The sequence below is a fragment of the Paracoccus jeotgali genome (assembly GCF_002865605.1).
In the GTDB taxonomy this organism is placed as follows: Bacteria; Pseudomonadota; Alphaproteobacteria; order Rhodobacterales; family Rhodobacteraceae; genus Paracoccus; species Paracoccus jeotgali.
Map to the genome: position 1 here is coordinate 1,163,030 of NZ_CP025583.1, position 18,319 is coordinate 1,181,348.

Below are 18,319 nucleotides of genomic sequence, written 5' to 3' on the forward strand. Positions count from 1 at the left end.
AAGTATTTGTTAACGATTTGATGCCAATTTGCGCCGTGTCGGGGCTTGAGGCAAGGCAGGATGTTGGGACGGTTGCTGGTAATGGATCGGGATGTGACATCGCGATTTGCGATGAAGGCGCGGCTTTTGTCGGCGAATCACAGGGTCGATACCGCGAATGATCTTTCCGAGGCCGCGCCGCTGCTGCCGCAATCCCAGGCGGTGCTGCTGCGCGAGGACGATCCCGAGCGGCTGGCATGGCTGGTTTCGCGCATCCGCATCCGATCTTCGGCGGCGATCGTGGCCGTCTGCGGGGCAGGGGCCAGGGCCGGGGCGTTTCTGGCGGGATGCGATCATGTGCTCGATCCGCTGGCGAGCGATTCCGTCCTGCGCGCGCGGCTGCGTAGCTGGCTGCCCCACGCCACCGCTGATCTGCCCGGCTTTGCCGAGCCTGGCGCCGGCTTCGATCACGCCGATCAGATCGGGTTGATCACCGATGACGCGACGCTGTCGGCCGAGTGGCGGCAGGCGGTGAAGGACGCGTTGGGGAAAAACCTGCAGATCGTTTCGGCGCAGGCTGGGGCGGCGTCGCTGGATGATCGTCTGGCGGTGGTGCTGATCGACGCGGGTCTGCCGGGCGGCGGGCTGCAGCAACTCGCCGATCTGCGCGCAAGGCTGTCTGCGGCGGGCCGCGGCGCCGCGCTTGCGCTGCTGCAGCATGTTCCTGCGCCCGAGGAAGAGGCGCAGGCGCTCGATATCGGCGCGAGCGAGGTGCTGGAGGCGCAGCTTTCGGAATCACATCATCGTGTCGAGTTGATCGCGCGGCTCAACTGGCTCTTGCGTCGCGGGATCGAGAGTGAGCGGAGTCATTCAGACGCCCGGCTCGCGCGGCGGCTCGCCTCGATCGACCCGCTGACCGGGCTGCTGAACCGCCGCTGCATGGCGGTCGAGATTTCTGCCGCGATGCGCTCGGACAACGGGTTTTCGCTGCTGATGATCGACATCGACCGCTTCAAGTCGATCAATGACGGCCACGGCCATGGCGCCGGCGATGCGGTTCTGCGGCAGGTTGCGGCGATTCTGGGCGATGTCGTGGGCGGTGACGGCAAGCTTGGCAGGCACGGCGGCGAGGAATTCGTCGTTCTGCTGCCCCAGGGCGATCCGACGCTGGCGGTCTCGCTGGCCGAGCGCATCCGTCACGCGGTCGCCACGCGCCGGATCAGGGTCAGCGGGCTGGCGGGGTCTGCCGAATTGTCGGTCTCGGTGTCCGTCGGCGTGGGGGTCTCGGAGTGCTGCAACTGCCCGGGCGGCGCCCCGGACGACGTGCTGGAACAGGCCGACCGGGCGCTGCTCGCGGCCAAGGCGGCCGGGCGGAATATCGTGATGCTGGCGCGAGAGCGACGCGCGGCGTGATATCAGGGGCACCGGCCCTAGGCCAGCCGCTCGCGCCGATGCGGGAAATCGGCATTGGAAACGCGGGCGGGGGTCACTATCTTTGGACCAAATGCGCGAGTTCGGGAATCATGACATGCAAGAAGCGGTTAGCGACAACCGGCCCACCGGGTCTGCGGTGCGGCGCGGTCTGATGAGGAAATGCCCCGCCTGTGGCGCGGGGCCGATGTTCGACGGCTATCTGAAGGTGCGCGACGAGTGCGGACATTGTCATGAGGCGCTGCATCATCAGCGCGCCGATGACGGGCCGGCCTATCTGACGATCTTGCTGGTCTCGCACCTCGGAGCGCCGTTGCTGCTGTTCGTGTTCCTGAAATGGCAGCCCACGGCGCTGTCGATGCTGATCGGGTTTTCTCTGGGCGCGATCGTGCTTTGCCTCGCCTTGCTGCCGCTGATCAAGGGCGGGATGATCGGGATGCAATGGGCGCGGCGGATGCACGGCTTCGGGATCGAGCCTGCAGGCCCGAACGCGGCATGACCGAGGCCGCAGATCGTCATATCGGCGCGGATCGGCTGCAGGTAACGCCCGGTGAGCCGGATCGCAGCGCGTTGCGCGATGCCTCGACGGTCGTGCTGGTGCGGCGGGATGCGGATCAGCCTGCGGTGCTGATGGGGATGCGTGGCGCCAAGGCGGCGTTCATGCCTTCCAAATATGTCTTTCCGGGCGGTGCCGTCGATCCCGAGGACCGCGAGGTCTCGCTGGCCGGAGGGATCTCGGATCTGACGCAGGCGCGGTTGACGCTTGAGCCGCGCACCGATTCCGCGTCCAGCCCGGCCCAGCTTGTCGCGGCCGGGCTGCGTGAGCTGGCGGAGGAGACCGGCTTGCTGATCGGCCGGCCGGGCCGCAGCGAGGTCGTTGGCTATGCCGAGGCTGGGCTGATGCCGGATGCCTCGGCGCTGCATTATGTCTTTCGCGCGATCACCCCGCCGGGTCGGCCGCGCCGCTTCGATGCACGCTTCTTCATGGCCGATGCCGCGACCGTGGCCTGCGATCTCGACGACTTTTCGCGCGCCTGCGATGAGCTGTCGCATCTGCATTGGGTGCCGATGTCGAGGGCTCGGGCGCTGCAGCTGCCCTTCATCACCGAGGTCGTGCTGGCCGAATGTGCGGCGATGGTCGCGGCGGCGCAGGGCGGTCCGCTGATGCCGCCGCCCTCGGTGCCGTTCTTCGACAATCGCGACGCGCGCTCTCGCTTCATCCAGTTGGGTGCCGGGGCTTGAGGCCCGTGGGGCTGCAGCGTCGCCAGCTTCTGGCCGGGCTTCTGGCCTCGGCCGCGCTTGGTCCCAGGGCGGTTTCGGCGCTGTCGCCGGGCGGGCTCGACCTTGCGCCGCCGCCGAAACCGGCGCCGCGTTCGGGGCAGGTGATCGAGGCGGCGGGTCTGCGGGCCGAGATCGATTATGCGGTGTTTTCCGCCGATGGCACGCTACTCGAGGCGCGCGGCGCGGATCGCCCGGTCGCGCCCGCGAGCACGCTGAAGGCGCTGACCGCGCTTTATGCGCTCGACCGTCTGGGCGGGTCGCACCGCTTCAAGACGCGCGTGCTGCGGCATGGCGACCTGCTGATCCTCTCCGGGGGTGGCGATCCGGTGCTGGACACGGACCATCTTGCGGAACTGGCCGATCTGCTGGTGGCGAGCGGCGTCTCCACGCCTTCTCGCTTTGCTGTCTGGGGCGGGGCGCTGCCCTCGGTGCAAGAGATAGCACCCGAGCAGGCGCCGCATCTGGCTTATAATCCGGCGATTTCAGGGATCTGTCTGAACTTCAACCGCGTGCATCTGGGCTGGCGCGCGGGCGGCGACGGCATCGCATTGCAGGCGAGGGCGCGGCGGCACAGCCCCACCGCCTATACCGTTCGCGCCGAGAAGGTGGGGCAGGGCCCGATGTTCGCCTGGCGTGCGGATGAGCGGAGCGAAATCTGGTCGGTGAACGGCGCGGGGATGCGCCGTGCAGGCAGTCGCTGGCTGCCGGTGCGCCGGCCCGGGCTTTATGCCGGTGACGTCTTCCAGACCCTGTGCCGGGCGCGAGGGCTGGTGCTGCCCACACCCGAAATTGTCGATGCGCTGCCCGCCGACTCCGTCGAACTGGCGCTTATCGACAGCCCGCCGCTGGCCGCGATCCTGCGCGACATGATGGAATATTCGACCAACCTGACGGCCGAGGTGGTGGGCCTGCATGCCAGCGGCGCGGGCGATCTGCGCGCCTCGGCGCAGGCGATGCAGGACTGGGCGCATGCGCGGGGGATCGACGGGCTGACGCTTCACGATCATTCCGGGATCTCGCCGCTGACCCGGGTGACGGCGCGGTCCATGGCACATATCATCGCCGATCTGGGGCAGTCCTCGGGCCTGCGGGGCATGATGCGTGTGGTGCCGGTGCGGGCCGCGACGGATGGTGAGCCCGCCGCCGATCTGGAGTTGCTGGCCAAGACGGGCACGCTGAACTTCGTGTCGAACCTTGCCGGTTATGGCCGCCTGCCGGGGCATGAGGAGGTGATTTTCGCCATCTTCATCAGCGACATGGACCGCCGCGCCCAGACCGAGGGGCAGGAACTGCCGGCGGGTGTCTCGACCTGGACGCAGCGCGCCAAGGCGCTGCAGCAAAATCTGATCGCCGGCTGGATCGGCCGCTACGCCTGATTCTATTCCTGCAGCGTGCGGTGGCGCAGTCGGGCGGACAGCTCGATCGCGGCGGCGTTCAGGCGCGGGATGTCCAGTTCGTGCCGGATCTCGTGCAGCATCTCGGCCTCGTTATCCGTCAGATTGCCGTCGGCGGCGGCCACGTCGCAGGCCAGCGCATAGGCGGTCTCGAACAGCCGTTCGGGCAGGGAATCGCGGATCAGGCCGAACAGCGCGTCGATGCCGTCCTCTTCCTCGAACAGGCTCATCACCGTCTGCGACACGGCGCGGATGCGGCCGACATCGTAATCGGCGAACAGCGGCATGTGGTTGACCATCCGCTCGATCGCGACCAGCTCGGCGATCCGCATGTTTTCGTCGGAGGCCGACACCGCGACCATGAGGGCGACGAGCGCATCGCAGGCCGAGAAGGAAGGAAGCTCGATCATGACGGTTCTGGTCCTGTGAATCTGGCCGCAATTTCCCTGTAATATTGACCATTCGTGGGGGTTTCAATAAGCCCACTGCAACCCCTTCAGGAGTAAGCGATATGACAACCCTGCGCGATGCCGCGATGACTTCCAAGGCCTGGCCCTTCGAAGAGGCGCGCCGGGTTCTGAAACGCTATGAAAAGAAGGACCCGGAAAAGGGTTATGTGCTGTTCGAGACCGGCTATGGCCCCTCGGGTCTGCCGCATATCGGCACCTTCGGCGAGGTGGCGCGCACGACGATGATCCGCCGCGCTTTCGAGCTGATCTCGGATATTCCGACCCGGCTGCTGTGCTTTTCCGACGATATGGACGGGATGCGCAAGGTGCCCGAAAACGTGCCGCAGCAAGAGCTTTTGCAGGCCAATCTGCAGCGCCCGCTGACTTCGGTGCCGGACCCGTTCGGGGAGTATCCCAGTTTTGGCGAACATAACAACGCCATGCTGCGGCGGTTTCTGGACACCTTCGGGTTCGAGTATGACTTCATGTCGGCGACCGAGTTCTATAAATCCGGTCAGTTCGACGCGACGCTGCTGCTCGCCGCCGAGCGCTATGATGCGATCATGGACATCATGCTGGCCAGCCTGCGCGAAGAGCGCCAGCAGAGCTATAGCTGCTTCCTTCCGATTCACCCCGAGACCGGGCGTGTGCTGTATGTGCCGATCAAGCATGTCGATGCAGGCGCGGGCACGATCACCTTTGACGACGAGACCGGGCGGGAATGGACGCTGCCGGTCACCGGCGGGCAGGTCAAGCTGCAGTGGAAGCCGGACTTCGGCGCCCGTTGGGCCGCGCTGGATGTCGATTTCGAGATGTATGGCAAGGACCACAGCACCAACACCCCGATCTATGACGGCATCTGCGAGGTTCTGGGCGGCCGCAAGCCCGAGCATTTCACTTATGAGCTGTTTCTGGACGATCAGGGGCAGAAGATCAGCAAGTCCAAAGGCAACGGGCTGTCCATCGACGAATGGCTGACCTATGCAGCTACGGAAAGCCTGTCCTATTTCATGTATCAGAAGCCCAAGACCGCCAAGCGGCTGTGGTGGGACGTGATCCCCAAGGCGGTGGACGAATATCACCAGCAGCTGCGGGCATTTCCTGACCAGACGCCCGAGCAGAAACTGGCTAACCCTGTCTGGCATATCCATCAGGGCGAGGTGCCGCAGTCGGACATGGTGGTGCCGTTTGCGATGCTGCTGAACCTCGCTTCGGTCGCGGGGGCCACGGACAAGGCGGGGCTGTGGGGCTTTATCCGCCGCTATGCGCCTGACGCAACGCCCGAGACGCATCCGCAGCTGGATCAGGCGGCGGGCCATGCGGTGCGCTATTTCCAGGACTTCGTTGCGCCGACCCGGCAATTCCGTGCCCCGACCGAGACCGAGCGCGCGGCGCTTGCCGATCTGTCGGGCCGACTGGCCGAATGGCAGGGGCCGGCCGATCCGGAAGCGCTGCAGAGCATGGTCTTTGCGGTCGGCAAGGAGCATGGCTTCGAGCCGCTGCGCCACTGGTTCCAGGCGCTGTATCAGGTGCTGCTGGGCGCCGATCAGGGGCCGCGCTTTGGCGGGTTCATCGCGCTTTACGGCGTGGACGAGACCCGCGCCCTGATCGAGCGTGCGCTGGAGGGCGAGCTAGTCAGTTGATCCCGCGCAACGCACAACGCGCGTCGGGTTAACAGAAGATTAACCCGGCGCAGCGAGATTTCCCCGATGCAGACGGGTCGCGCGACGCGACCGTATCAGGGGAGATCGCGCATGAACATCGCCATTACCGACGGGCTGCAACTGACGCCGCCCTCTTTCGCAGCCGGGCTGGCCGCCTGGTCGCGAGAGTTCGGCACACCCGGCAGCGCCACCTGGGCCAACCAGCCGAACGCCGCGATCGTGACCGCCGATCAGGATTTCGGCGCCTGTCTGGAGTTGAACAAGGTCGCCGACACGACCCGCATCCGCTTCATGGGCGAGACGCCGATCCTGCCCGGCACCTATCTGCGGATCTCGGCGCGGATCAAGGCGATTGCGGGGGCGCGGCCCTCGGTCCGGGTCGCGGGCTGGGCGGGCGATGGCGCGCGCAACCATGTCGGCGGGCTGGTCGAGGCGGGTGCGCCGGTGACGCTGCCGGGCTTTGGGCAGGTGGTCGAGGTTTCGGCCATCGTCGGCACCGGCAACCGCAGCGGCGTCGACATGATCTGGGGCGCCAAGCCCATCTATGGGCATTTCGGCATCGACCTGACCGGCAGCAATGGCGGTGTCGTCCGCATCGAGTCGATCCGGATCGAGGATGTGACGGGCGCCTTTCTGCGGCAGATGATGGACATCGTCGATGTCCGCGATTTCGGCGCCAAGGGCGACGGCGTGACCGACGACCGGGCCGCCTTCGCGGCCGCCGACAGCGCCGCCAATGGCCGCGTCATGGTGGTGCCCGCGGGCGTCTATCGCATCGGCGCCGATCTGACGATCACCGCGCCGGTGCGCTTTACTGGCACGCTGACCATGCCGCGCGCGGCACGGCTGACTCTGATGGGCAGCTTTGACTATCCGACCTATGCCGAGGCGTTCGGCGACGAGACCGAGGCGCTGAAGCGGGCCATTCAGGCGCTGTTCGGCTATACCGATCATGGCGAGCTGAACCTGCGCGGGCGTCGGATCGAGTTGACCGAACCGCTGGTGATGACCGAGATCGCGCCCGGCCTCAGCGATTTTTCCTCGCGCCGGCTGATCTGCAACGGCCAGATCAAGCTGGTCGACGGGCCAGCCTGGAACACCGGCGTCGCGCAGTCGCAGGCGAGCTATAACCCCGTCCGCCCCACGACGCTGAGCGAGGTCGCCAATGTCGCCAATATCGAGATCGGAAGCCTGATCACCGGCCCCGGCGTCGGGCGCGAGGTCTATGTGCAGGCCAAGAATATCGGTGCGCGCACGCTGACCCTCTCGCAGCCGCTTTATGGCGGGGCGGGAACGCGCAGCTATCAGTTCAAGCGCTTCCGCTACATGTTCGATTTCCTCGGCATGGACGAATGTTCGCGGGTCAACTTCTCGGAGATCGAGTTCATGGGCGGCGGCCGGGCCAGCTTTCTGATGCTGCCCGCCAACGGCCAGATGTTCCACATCCGCGACTGCTATATCAGCGGGCCGGGCGATCGCGGCATCACCTCGGTCGGGCGCGGCTGTCAGGATCTGCTGGTCGATCGCTGCCAGTTCCTGTCGTCTGAGATGTCGGTCAAGGCGCAGGACCGGACCTCGATCGCGATGAACCTGAATGCCAATGACGCCAAGATCCGCGACAACCGCTTTGTCCGCTTCGGCACCTTTCTGGTCGCGGCCGGCAGCGGGCATCTGATCTCGGGCAATCACTGGTTTCAGGGGGATGATACACAGGCGGGCAAGCGCGTGCCGGGCCTCGTGATCGCGGAAAAGAACTGCAAGATGGCGATCACGGCGAACTATATCGACAACAACGTCATCGAGTGGACGAATGAATACGACGCCTATCCGAACTTTACCAATGACGAGTATTCCTTTGGCGGGCTGTCGATCACCGGCAACCACTTCACAGTCAAGCAGGTGCTGAGCGATTTCGCCTGGATCTCGGTGCGGCCTTACGGGACCAACCAGCATATCCACGGGCTGACGGTGTCGAACAACGTGTTCCGCGTGATCGGGCCGAAGATCCAGCGGGTGGACAAGGTCGATACCACCTTCGCGGATCTGAACTATTCGCGGATGCGCAACATCCTGTTCGACGGCAATACCTTCAACGGCGTCATCGACTATGTCGCGAACCCGATCCAGATCACCCACACGCAGGGCACGGCGCAGGCGACATGGGTGGTGCCGCTGACGACCTGTCTGCCGTTCAAGGCTTGGGCCAAGAATGTCGACTCGATCCTGGCGGTGTCGATGATCCAGAATGCGGGGACGGGGCGGGTGACCGAGATGCCCTGGGTCCGCAGCGAGCAGGGGCCGGCGCGCAAGAACATCCATATCGAGTGGTCGACGCCGGCCCGCGGCAGCATCACCCTGCGCGCCCGGATGGACGAGCCGGGCTGAGTTCACGCCCGCCTTACGACATCAATCCGACCCCCGGTCCATCGCGGCCGGGGGTTTTTGCATGTCGGCACGGGTGAAGCGGAAGGCTTTGCCGAAACCGGCGTTCAGTGTGCAGCTTTCGGAATGCATCTGCCAGAAGGCGAAATCCGGCAGGCTGGCATAGACGGTGGATTTGGGATGCGCGGCCAGCCAGCGGTCCAGCCGTGCCTGATGGTCCGGCGTGTTGCGGGGCAGGCGCGTCGCGCGCCCTTGCAGGCTGGCGCGGGGCTGGGTCATCGCGTCGCCCCGCGGCTGGGGCCGGGGCGCGATCAGCAGCGAGGCGCGGGGGTCGCGGGCCAGCAGGCGCGTGTGGGTGGCCATGTCCGAGATCAGCAGCAGCGGCATCCCATCTGCCCCCAGTTGCGCTGCCACGCGCGCGAGATATGGAGAGCCGGTTTCCGGATCGTTCACGGCGAGCACGGCGTGGCGCATGTCGGACAGCATCCCGCGCAGCAGGTTCTGGGCGGGCTCGTCCGGGTCATGGAAGGGCAGCGATCTCATCCCCCGATCATCGCCGAAGGCCGTCACATCAGGCAAGCCCGCCCGTCTCGATAACGGCGATGTGAAGTGTTTACAAAGCCAGCACCGAATTAGTGAACAGATTTACAGAAAAATCATTTGAAAAAAATGGTTTGCGTTAAGGCAATGTCGTGTTTTACTCGGCGGCAGCATCAAAAGGGTGAAGGCGTCGCCTGTCGCGTCGCCATGCCGCCCGAAAGGCCATGAGGGGGAAATATTTCATGTCCGCAACCAACGTCGCCAAGCATCCGTTTCCATCGGGCTTCGACAGGGCCCATGCCGGTCCCGAAGACTATCAGCGCCTCTATGACGAATCGATCTCGGACCCGGACGGGTTCTGGGGACGCGAGGGGCAGCGGCTGGACTGGATGACCCCTTACACCAGGGTCAAGAACACCGATTTCACCTATGGCGACGTCTCGATCCGCTGGTTCGAGGATGGGGTGCTGAACGCCTGCGTCAACTGCGTGGACCGGCATCTGGAGAAGCGCGGCAACAAGACCGCGATCATCTTTGAACCCGACGATCCCGAAACGCCGGCCCGCCACATCACCTATAACGAGCTGTCCGACAAGGTGAACCGGATGGCCAACGTCCTGCTGAGCCAGGGCGTGATGCGCGGCGACCGGGTGGTGATCTATCTGCCGATGATCCCAGAGGCGGCCTATGCCATGCTCGCCTGCGCACGGATCGGGGCGATCCATTCCATCGTCTTCGCGGGCTTCTCGCCGGATGCGCTGGCGAACCGGATCAACGATTCCGGCGCCAAGCTGGTCATCACCGCCGACACCGCCCCGCGCGGCGGGCGGCGCACGGCGCTGAAATCCAATGCCGATGCGTCCCTGTTGCATTGCTCGGACAAGGTGCGCTGCCTTGTCGTCAAGCATACCGGCGACCAGACCACCTGGGTGCAGGGCCGCGACGTCGACGTGCTGGCGATGATGGATCAGGTCAGCCCAGACTGCCCGCCGCGCCCGATGAACGCCGAAGACCCGCTGTTCATCCTGTATACCTCCGGCTCGACCGGCAAGCCCAAGGGAGTGGTCCACACCACCGGCGGGTATCTTGTCTTTGCCTCGATGACGCATCAATACGTCTTTGATTATCAGGATGAGGACGTGTTCTGGTGCACCGCCGATGTCGGCTGGGTCACGGGGCACAGCTATATCGTCTATGGCCCGCTGGCCAATGGCGCGACCACCATCATGTTCGAGGGCGTGCCGACCTGGCCCGATGCCGGGCGGTTCTGGCAGGTCTGCGAAAAGCACAAGGTGACGCAGTTCTACACCGCGCCGACCGCGATCCGGGCCTTGATGGGCAAGGGCACGGAGTGGGTGGACAAGTACGATCTGTCCAGCCTGCGGGTGCTGGGCACGGTGGGCGAGCCGATCAACCCCGAGGCGTGGGTCTGGTATGACAAGCATGTCGGCAAGGGCAAATGCCCCATCGTCGACACCTGGTGGCAGACCGAGACCGGCGGCCACATGATCACCAGCCTTCCCTATGCCATCGAGACCAAGCCCGGCTCGGCGACGCTGCCCTTCTTCGGCGTCAAGCCCGCCATCCTCGCCGCCGAATCCGCCGAGGTGATCGAGGGCAACCCGGCCGAGGGCGTGCTGTGCATCAGCGACAGCTGGCCCGGGCAGATGCGGACCATCTGGGGCGATCACCAGCGCTTCATGGAGACCTATTTCCAGCAATATCCCGGCTATTACTTCTCGGGCGATGGCTGCACGCGGGACGAGGACGGCTATTATTGGATCACCGGCCGGGTCGATGACGTGATCAACGTCTCGGGCCACCGCATGGGCACGGCCGAGGTCGAGTCGGCGCTGGTGGCGCATCCCAAGGTCGCCGAGGCGGCGGTGGTGGGCTATCCGCACCAGCTCAAGGGGCAGGGCATCTATGCCTATGTCACGCTGATGAACGACATCGAACCCACCGAAGAGCTGCGCAAGGAGCTTGAGGCCTGGGTCCGGACCGAGATCGGCCCCATCGCCAAGCCCGACCTGATCCAGTGGGCGCCGGGCCTGCCGAAAACCCGCTCGGGCAAGATCATGCGCCGCATCCTGCGCAAGATCGCTGAAAACGACTATGGCAGCCTGGGCGACATCTCGACCCTGGCCGAACCCGAGGTGGTCGAGACGCTGATCGACAATCGCATGAACCGGGACTGACACAGCCCCGCACACGACCCCCGCGCGGCCCAAGCCGCCGGCCGCGCGGGGTAGAAAAGGCGGCGCATGTCACAAGGGAGGGACCGTCAGGGACATGAGTGACAAGCATTCAACCAACGCCTATTGGAGCGCGAATTTGCGGATCATCTGGGTCTGCATCGCGATATGGGCCTTTGTGTCCTATGGCTGCGCGATCATCTTTCGCCCGCTGCTGTCCGGCATCAGGCTGGGCGGCACCGATCTGGGATTCTGGTTCGCGCAGCAAGGCTCGATCCTCGTCTTCATCGTGCTGATCTTCTGGTATGCGTGGCGCATGAACCGGCTGGATCGCGAATTCGGAGTGGAGGAGTGATATGAGCCAGTTTACCCTTAACCTGATCTTCATCGGGATCTCGTTCGCGATCTATATCGGCATCGCGATCTGGGCCCGCGCCGGGTCCACGGCCGAATTCTATGCCGCGAACCGGGGCGTGCATCCGGTGATGAACGGCATGGCCACCGCCGCCGACTGGATGTCGGCCGCCAGCTTCATCTCGATGGCAGGTCTGATCGCCTTCACCGGCTATGACAACTCGACCTATCTGATGGGCTGGACCGGCGGCTATGTGCTGCTGGCGCTGCTGCTGGCGCCCTATCTGCGCAAGTTCGGCAAGTTCACCGTGCCCGAATTCATCGGCGACCGTTTCTATAGCCAGACCGCCCGCGTCATCGGCGTGGTCTGCCTGCTGATCATCTCGATCACCTATGTCATCGGGCAGATGACCGGGGTGGGCGTGACCTTCTCGCGCTATCTCGAAGTGTCGAACTCGACCGGGCTCTGGATTGGGGCGGCGCTGGTCTTCGCCTATGCGGTGCTGGGCGGCATGAAGGGCATCACCTATACGCAGGTGGCGCAATATGTCGTGCTGATCATCGCCTATACCATTCCCGCGGTCTTCATCTCGCTGAAGCTGACCGGGCATGTGCTGCCGCAGACGGGCCTGTTCGGGACGCATGACCCCTCGGGCGTCAAGTTCCTGGCCAAGCTGGATCAGATCGTCACAGATCTGGGCTTCCGGTCCTATACCGGACACCACCAGTCGACGCTGGACATGGTGCTGTTCACCATGGCGCTGATGATCGGCACCGCGGGTCTGCCGCATGTCATCATCCGCTTCTTCACCGTGCCCAAGGTGTCGGACGCGCGGACCTCGGCCGGTTGGGCGCTGGTGTTCATCGCCCTGCTTTACACCGTGGCTCCGGCCGTGGGGGCGATGTCGCGTCTGAACCTGACGAAGACCATGTGGCCCGGTGCGGCGACCTCGCAGACCTTCAGCGCGCCCGCGGTGTCGCTGGCCGAGATCGAGACCCGCGAGGATCTGCAATGGATGCGGAACTGGCAGATCACCGGCCTGCTGAACTGGGAGGACAAGAACGGCGACGGCCTGATCCAGTACTATAACGACAAGGTCGAGCCGAACGAGACGCTGGCGCAGGCGATCACCGACCAGAACCTGCAGGGCAACGAACTGACCACCGTCAACAACGACATCATGGTTCTGGCCAACCCCGAGATCGCGAACCTGCCCGGCTGGGTCATTGCCATCGTGGCGGCGGGCGGTCTGGCGGCGGCGCTGTCGACGGCGGCGGGTCTGCTGCTGGCGATTTCCGGCGCGGTGTCGCATGACCTCGTCAAGGGCTGGTGGGCGCCGAATATCAGCGAAAAGGGCGAGCTGATGGCGGCGCGCGTGTCGATGGGGATCTCGATCCTGGTCGCCACCATCCTGGGCCTGAACCCGCCCGGCTTTGCCGCGCAGACCGTGGCGCTGGCCTTTGGTCTGGCCGCGTCCTCGATCTTCCCGGTGCTGATGATGGGCATCTTCTCGCGCCGCGTGAACCGGCAAGGGGCGATCTGGGGCATGATCGCGGGCATCACCTCGACGCTGATCTACATCTTCACCTACAAGGGCTGGTTCTTCATCTCGGGGACCAACATGCTGGACGACGTGTCGGCCAACTGGCTGTTCGGGATCTCGCCGGCCAGCTTCGGGACCATCGGTGCGCTGATCAACTTCGGCGTCGCCTATCTGGTGTCGAACGCGACCGAGGCCCCACCCGAGCATGTGGTCGAACTGGTCGAATCGATCCGCGTTCCGCGCGGTGCCGGTGTGGCCGTCGATCACTGACAAACCCGCCGCGTCCCCGATCCAAAGGGGGCGCGGCATCCGGGGGCGGCACCGATCTGCCGCCACCGGACCTTGGCCTGGCAGGCAGGAATGCGACCCCGCGGGGCACATCGAAAAGGCAGGACATGCTGGCGATCAAGGACTTCATCTCGGGGATCCACCCCTACGACTCGCTGCCGGAGGACGAGCTGACCCGCGTGGCCGGCTTCTTCGCCCGCAGCCGCCGCCGCGAAGGCGAGGTGATCTATCGGCAGGGCCAGCAGCTCGACGGGCTGTTCCTGATCGAAAGCGGCTCGGTCGAGATTTCCGACAGCGAAGGCGAACTGGTCTCGGTGCTGGATCGCGGCAACAGCTTTGGCGAGCGCGGGCTGATCGCCGACGGGCGCGCGCAGGCCACGGCGCGGATGATGCGGGCGGGCACGCTGCTGCTGCTGCCAGCGCAGCACTTCGACCGGCTGCGGCGGGAAAGCCCGGCCTTCGGGCGCTATTTCGACCGCGGGCAAAGCCGGCTGGACGCCCGCGCCATCCGCCGCGATTCCGGGCTGGCGACGCTGAAGGTCGCGCAGATGCTGAACCGGGAACCGATCGCCGCCCGCCCCGACACCCCGATTGCCCAGGCCGCGATGCTGATGCGCGATGCGGGGGTGTCATCGCTGGGCATCACGACCGAGGACGGGCATCTGCTGGGCGTCGTCACCATCCGCGACATGTCGGGCCGCGTGGTGGCCGAGGGGCTGGACCGGCAGGCGCCGGTCAGCACCATCATGACCGCCGATCCCGTCACCCTGCCGCCCGATGCCCTGGGCATCGACGTGCTGCACGGCATGATGGAGCGTCATGTCGGCCACCTGCCCATCGTCGATGGCGGGCGCTTCGTCGGCATGCTGACCCAAACCGACCTGACGCGGCTGCAATCGGTGTCCAGCTCGGTCCTGATCCATGACGTGGCGGCCGCCGGAACCATCGCCGAGATGGCCGAGGTGACGGCGCGCATCCCGGAACTGCTGGTCAACCTGACCGCCGCCCATCAGCGTCACGAGGTGGTGACGCGGCTGATCACCGACATCGCCGACGCCGTCACCCGCCGCCTGCTGACCCTGGCCGAGGCGCAGTTCGGCCCGGCCCCGGCGGCCTGGCTGTGGGCCGCCTGCGGCAGTCAGGGGCGGCAGGAACAGACCGGCGTCAGCGATCAGGACAATGTGCTGATCCTGGCCGACGACGCCGATCCGGACCATCCGTGGTTCGCGCAGGTGGCCCGTTTCGTCAGCGATGGGCTGAATGCCTGCGGCTATGTCTATTGCCCCGGCGACATGATGGCGACCAACCCGCGCTGGCGTCAGCCGCGCGGGGTCTGGCGCAGCTATTTCGACGGCTGGATCAACCGGCCCAGCCCCGAGGCGCAGATGCTGGCCTCGGTGATGTTCGACCTGCGCGCCATCGGCGGCGACGCCTCGCTGCTGGGGGGCTTGCAGACCCAGACGCTCGAGGCGGCGGCGCGGAACTCGATCTTTGTCGCGCATATGATCTCGAACTCGCTGAAGCATCAGCCGCCTCTGGGGATGATCCGGGGGTTCGCGACCATCCGCTCGGGGCCGCATCAGGGGCATATCGACATGAAGATGAACGGCGTTGTGCCGGTCGCCGATCTGGCGCGGGTCTATGCGCTGCGCGGGCGGCTGCCGGCGGTCAACACCCGCGCCCGGCTGGTCGCGGCCGAGGCGGCGGGCGTGATCTCGGGCAGCGGGGCGCGCGACCTGACGGCGGCCTATGACCTGATCCAGACCCTGCGGCTGCGCAATCAGGCGGCGCTGGTGCGGGCGGGGCGCAAGCCGGACAATCTGCTCGCGCCCTCGGACCTGCCGGATTTCGAACGCGGCCATCTGCGGGACGCCTTTGTCGTCGTCCGCACCATGCAATCGGCCCTGGGCCACGGGAAAGGAGCGCTCGGATGACCGGTTTCAGCGGAATTGGCAGCGACATGATCGGCACTTTGATTGTGGGCGCGGGCGCGGCGGCGCTGATGTATGCGCTGCTGCACCTGACCCGCAAGCTGGGCTATCCGCTGCCGAAATGGGCGCTGCCGGCGGGGATCGGGCTGGCCATGATCGGCTATGCGACCTGGAACGAATACAGCTGGGCCAGCCGCGTCAAGGCGCAGCTTCCCGACCGCGCGCAGGTGATCGCCGAGGGGCAGGCCCGCAGCGCGTTGCGGCCATGGACCTATCTGCACGCGCCGGTCGCGCGCATCGCGGTGATCGACCGCGCCGCGACCCGGCCCGACGGTCAGGGCCACCGCATCGCCCGCGTGCTGCTGGTCGAACGCTGGCGCAACACCGTGGCTGTGGAACAGGGCGTCGATTGCGAGGCGGGCCGGCTGCGCCCGCCCGAGGGGGAATGGCAGCGCGTGGCGGCCGACGATCCGGTCCTGACCACGATCTGCCGGGAAGGAGGCTGAGACATGGCTCGTGTCATGGTGATCGAGGACGAGGACAATATCGCCATCGCGCTGGATTTCCTGCTGACCCGCGACGGGCATGACCATTCGCGCATGTCCACCGGCGCGGGCGCGGTCGAGGCGCTGCGCGCGGCGCGGCCCGATCTGGTGCTGCTGGATGTGATGCTGCCCGAGGTGTCGGGCTATCAGATCGTGCAGGAGTTGCGCGCCGACCCCGAGATGAAGGACGTCCGCATCCTGCTGATGACGGCGCGCGGTTCCGTAGTCGAGCGGCGCAAGGGGCTGGCGCTCGGCGCGGACGGTTTCATCGCCAAGCCCTTCGATCTGGCCGAATTGCGCGCAGAAATGGCGCGGGTTCTGGACCAGGGCGGGTCATGAGGAGCTGGCCGCTTCGACTGCGCGTGTTCCTGATCTTCGTCGGGCTGACCGGCGGGATTCTGGCCGCCATCGGGGCGGCGCTGTGGGTGCTGCATGACCGGCTGATGGGCGCCGAGGCCCCGACCGAGGCAGTGGTGACCGAGGCGGTGGTGACCGATGCGCTGGCGCTGGCCGGGCTGATCGCGGGCATGGCCACGCTGGGGCTGTGCGCGATGGTCTGGTATCTTTTCGACATCAATATGGCCCGCCCGATCGAGACCTTGGCCGGCGGGCTGCTGACCGGCGCCCCCCCGGACGAGGATGAGGGCCGCTATCTGGCCGATCTCGCCCCCGCCGCGCGGGCCGCCGCGCAGGCGCGGATCGCTGCGCAGCAGGAATTGCAGGCCGCCGTCGCCAGCCATGCCGAAGGTATGACGCATGAGAAATCCATGCTGGAAAACATCCTGTCGGATATCGGCGCGGGCGCGATCCTGACCGACAGCGACGGGCGGGTGATGTTCTATAACGCCGCCGCCTCGCAGCTTTTGCCGGGTCTGGGGCTGGACCGGCCGGTGTCGCGCTTTCTGCGCGGCGACAGTCTGGCGGCGGCGCAGGCGCGCATCCGGGCGGGGGCGGGGGCCAGCGACATCTCGGTCACCGGGACCGAGGGGCAGCGGCTGACCGGGCGTATCCGTCCGCTGTCCGAAGAGTTCGGCGGCACCATCCTGATCCTGCGCCCGGCGCGGCGTGAGCTGGTCCCGCCGCGTCTGGCCATTCAGGCGCTGCGCAGCCATTCGGCGGCGCTGACGGCGCTGCTCGATCAGCTGTCGGACCCGGTCGCGCCGCGCATGATCGCGGCGCTGCGGGCCGCGGGCGCGGGGCTGAAACAGGCGATGCGCGATCTGGACGCCGGCCTCGACCCCGGTGCTCCGCGTCAGCGCCGGGTCGCGGCCGAGGAACTGGCGCGCGGGCTGAACCTGCCGCTTGGCCGGGTCGAGCCGGTGACGCTGGCCGCCGATGGGTGGCAGATCGGCGGGCTGCTGGTGATGCTGGCGCAGCGGCTGGCGGGCACCGGGCGCAGCGTGACCGCGACCATCACCCGCGAACAGGACGGCAGCCCGGACGAGGCGATGGTGACGCTGGTCTGGCAGGGCGCACCCCTGCCCATGGACATGCTGGACGACTGGCTGAAGATCGCGCCCGATCCCGACATGCCCGACCTGACCGGCGCCGACATTCTGGACGCCCACGCCACCGGCATGTGGTCGGATGCCGACCCCGATGATGCCGCGCGCGCCCGGCTGGTGCTGCCGCTGCGGATCTCGGCCGTGGCGCGGGCGGCGCGGGCCTCGGTCACTTACGATTTCGCGCTGTCGGGGCATGGGGCGGCGGATCTGCGGCCGCTCTCGACGCTGAATTGCGTGGTCTTCGACACCGAAACCACCGGGCTGTCGCTGTCCGACCGGATCGTGCAGATCGCGGGGCTGCGCATCGCCGGCGGCAAGCTGACCGGCGAGCGGTTCGAGACGCTGGTCAATCCCGGCCGCGCCATCCCGCCCTCGTCCACCCGCATCCACGGCGTCACCGACGAGATGGTGCGCGACGCCCCCGACATGGCGACCGCCCTGCGCCAGTTCCACGGCTTTGCCGAGGATGCCGTGCTGATCGCCCATAACGCGCCCTTCGACATGGGCCTGCTGCGCGCGGCCGAGCCGGAAAGCGGGCTGCATTTCCCCAACCGGGTGATGGATACGGTGCTGCTGTCGGCGATGATCTGGGGGCAGGGCGCGGTCCACAGCCTTGACGCGCTGTGCGAACGCTTGGGGATCGAGCTGCCGCCCGATCTGCGCCACACCGCCATGGGCGACGCCGCCGCGACGGCCGAGGCCTATCTGCGGATGCTGCCGGCGCTGAAGGCCAAGGGCATCACCCGGTTCGAGGATGTGCTGACCCAGGCCCAGAAATACCGCCGCCTGCTGAGCGACGCGAACCTCGCCGCCGCCCATGGGAACTAGGCGCGGCCC

The 18,319-nt window shown here is 66.5% G+C and carries 15 protein-coding genes; 13 read left to right on the plus strand and 2 right to left on the minus strand.

Translation table 11 applies throughout. From position 1 onward, the window contains the following. Positions 1-93: 93 nt before the first annotated feature. The 4 genes from CYR75_RS05805 (at position 94) to dacB (ending at position 4,067) form a co-directional block, all read left to right on the plus strand. Positions 94-1,392 carry a GGDEF domain-containing protein gene (locus tag CYR75_RS05805; protein ID WP_158644591.1) on the plus strand — a complete coding sequence of 433 codons (1,299 nt, stop codon included), beginning with the start codon at positions 94-96 and terminating at the stop codon, positions 1,390-1,392. Between the two features lie 172 nt (positions 1,393-1,564). After that, positions 1,565-1,909 carry a DUF983 domain-containing protein gene (locus CYR75_RS05810; RefSeq protein WP_318778999.1) on the plus strand — a complete coding sequence of 115 codons (345 nt, stop codon included), beginning with the start codon at positions 1,565-1,567 and terminating at the stop codon, positions 1,907-1,909. Then, the gene (locus tag CYR75_RS05815; protein ID WP_225972856.1) at positions 1,906-2,652 is read left to right on the plus strand and encodes an NUDIX hydrolase; all 747 of its coding nucleotides are present in this window, start codon (positions 1,906-1,908) and stop codon (positions 2,650-2,652) included. The genes CYR75_RS05810 and CYR75_RS05815 overlap by 4 nt, the downstream gene beginning before the upstream one ends. A 5-nt stretch (positions 2,653-2,657) precedes the next feature. Beyond that, positions 2,658-4,067, plus strand: coding sequence for a D-alanyl-D-alanine carboxypeptidase/D-alanyl-D-alanine endopeptidase (gene dacB, locus CYR75_RS05820; RefSeq protein WP_225972857.1), 1,410 nt, complete (start codon positions 2,658-2,660; stop codon positions 4,065-4,067). 2 nt (positions 4,068-4,069) lie between these two features. On the opposite strand, the gene CYR75_RS05825 is transcribed toward dacB, so the two are convergent. Next, positions 4,070-4,495, minus strand: coding sequence for a tellurite resistance TerB family protein (locus CYR75_RS05825; protein WP_101499221.1), 426 nt, complete (start codon positions 4,493-4,495; stop codon positions 4,070-4,072). A gap of 101 nt (positions 4,496-4,596) precedes the next feature. On the opposite strand from CYR75_RS05825, the gene CYR75_RS05830 reads away from it, so the two are divergent. Continuing rightward, on the plus strand, positions 4,597-6,177 hold the full coding sequence (locus CYR75_RS05830) for a lysine--tRNA ligase (protein WP_101499222.1): 1,581 nt from the start codon (positions 4,597-4,599) through the stop codon (positions 6,175-6,177). Between the two features lie 111 nt (positions 6,178-6,288). Continuing rightward, entirely contained in the window at positions 6,289-8,583 is a 2,295-nt protein-coding gene (locus tag CYR75_RS05835) for a glycosyl hydrolase family 28-related protein (RefSeq protein ID WP_101499223.1), read from the plus strand. A gap of 21 nt (positions 8,584-8,604) precedes the next feature. Here CYR75_RS05835 and CYR75_RS05840 read toward each other — a convergent pair whose 3' ends face one another. Continuing rightward, positions 8,605-9,123 (minus strand): pyridoxamine 5'-phosphate oxidase family protein, encoded by a 519-nt coding sequence (locus CYR75_RS05840; protein ID WP_101499224.1) that lies wholly within the window; start codon positions 9,121-9,123, stop codon positions 8,605-8,607. Between the two features lie 239 nt (positions 9,124-9,362). Between CYR75_RS05840 and acs the strand changes: the two genes are divergently transcribed. The 7 genes from acs to CYR75_RS05875 all read left to right on the plus strand — a co-directional run bounded on the left by acs (position 9,363) and on the right by CYR75_RS05875 (position 18,310). Next, a complete protein-coding gene (gene acs / locus CYR75_RS05845) occupies positions 9,363-11,318 on the plus strand; it encodes an acetate--CoA ligase (RefSeq protein WP_101500895.1) in 1,956 nt (651 codons plus the stop codon). 94 nt (positions 11,319-11,412) lie between these two features. Then, positions 11,413-11,670 carry a DUF4212 domain-containing protein gene (locus tag CYR75_RS05850; RefSeq protein ID WP_101499225.1) on the plus strand — a complete coding sequence of 86 codons (258 nt, stop codon included), beginning with the start codon at positions 11,413-11,415 and terminating at the stop codon, positions 11,668-11,670. Position 11,671: 1 nt separating this feature from the next. Continuing rightward, positions 11,672-13,483 carry a sodium:solute symporter family protein gene (locus tag CYR75_RS05855; RefSeq protein WP_101499226.1) on the plus strand — a complete coding sequence of 604 codons (1,812 nt, stop codon included), beginning with the start codon at positions 11,672-11,674 and terminating at the stop codon, positions 13,481-13,483. A 125-nt stretch (positions 13,484-13,608) separates the two neighbouring features. Continuing rightward, positions 13,609-15,435, plus strand: a complete 1,827-nt coding sequence (locus CYR75_RS05860; RefSeq protein ID WP_101499227.1) for a DUF294 nucleotidyltransferase-like domain-containing protein — start codon at positions 13,609-13,611, stop codon at positions 15,433-15,435. Next, positions 15,432-15,938 carry a hypothetical protein gene (locus tag CYR75_RS05865; RefSeq protein ID WP_101499228.1) on the plus strand — a complete coding sequence of 169 codons (507 nt, stop codon included), beginning with the start codon at positions 15,432-15,434 and terminating at the stop codon, positions 15,936-15,938. Before CYR75_RS05860 ends, CYR75_RS05865 begins: the two co-directional genes overlap by 4 nt. Positions 15,939-15,941: 3 nt before the next feature. Continuing rightward, on the plus strand, positions 15,942-16,316 hold the full coding sequence (locus CYR75_RS05870; protein WP_101499229.1) for a response regulator transcription factor: 375 nt from the start codon (positions 15,942-15,944) through the stop codon (positions 16,314-16,316). Further along, complete coding sequence (locus CYR75_RS05875) at positions 16,313-18,310, plus strand: 3'-5' exonuclease (protein WP_101499230.1); 1,998 nt, start codon at positions 16,313-16,315, stop codon at positions 18,308-18,310. Before CYR75_RS05870 ends, CYR75_RS05875 begins: the two co-directional genes overlap by 4 nt. The last annotated feature ends 9 nt before the right edge of the window (positions 18,311-18,319 follow it).